Source organism: Nocardia amamiensis (genome assembly GCF_015477605.1).
Lineage (GTDB): Bacteria > Actinomycetota > Actinomycetes > Mycobacteriales > Mycobacteriaceae > Nocardia > Nocardia amamiensis_A.
Map to the genome: position 1 here is coordinate 1 of NZ_JADLQX010000243.1, position 426 is coordinate 426.

Genomic DNA, 426 nt, shown 5'->3' on the forward strand with positions numbered 1-426 from the left:
TTTCCCTTGCCGCGTGGTCGCGGATCTGCGTTTGACTTTCCGTGCTACCCAACCTTTTTCGGCCATTATCGCGGCGATGGTGTTGTCGGAGACCCGCCAGCCCTTCTCCCGCAGCTCCAACCCGATGCGCGGGCTGCCGTAAGCGGCACCGGAGTCCTCGAACTCCTTGCCGATCGCCGCGGTCAACTGTTCACGGCGCCGCCGGCGCGGTGTGGGCGCACGGTCGTTCCACTTGGAGTACCAGCGACTCGCTGACATCGAGAGCGCGGCAGGAAACGGCGTACGGGACACCGTGTTCGGCCCTCTGGGAGGCGATGAACCCGGCCACGCCCACTTGGTCGCCTCCTTCACCCACAGGACCACTGATCGCTTGAGCACATCACGCTCCATCGCCAGCTCGGCGTTCTCACGCCGCAACCGCAACAG

The 426-nt window shown here is 65.3% G+C and carries 1 protein-coding gene; it reads right to left on the reverse strand.

The features are described 5' to 3' along the window. The coding region (locus IU459_RS39175; protein WP_324199185.1) for an IS3 family transposase at positions 1–378 on the reverse strand (378 nt) is incomplete at its 3' end. Positions 379–426: the final 48 nt, after the last annotated feature.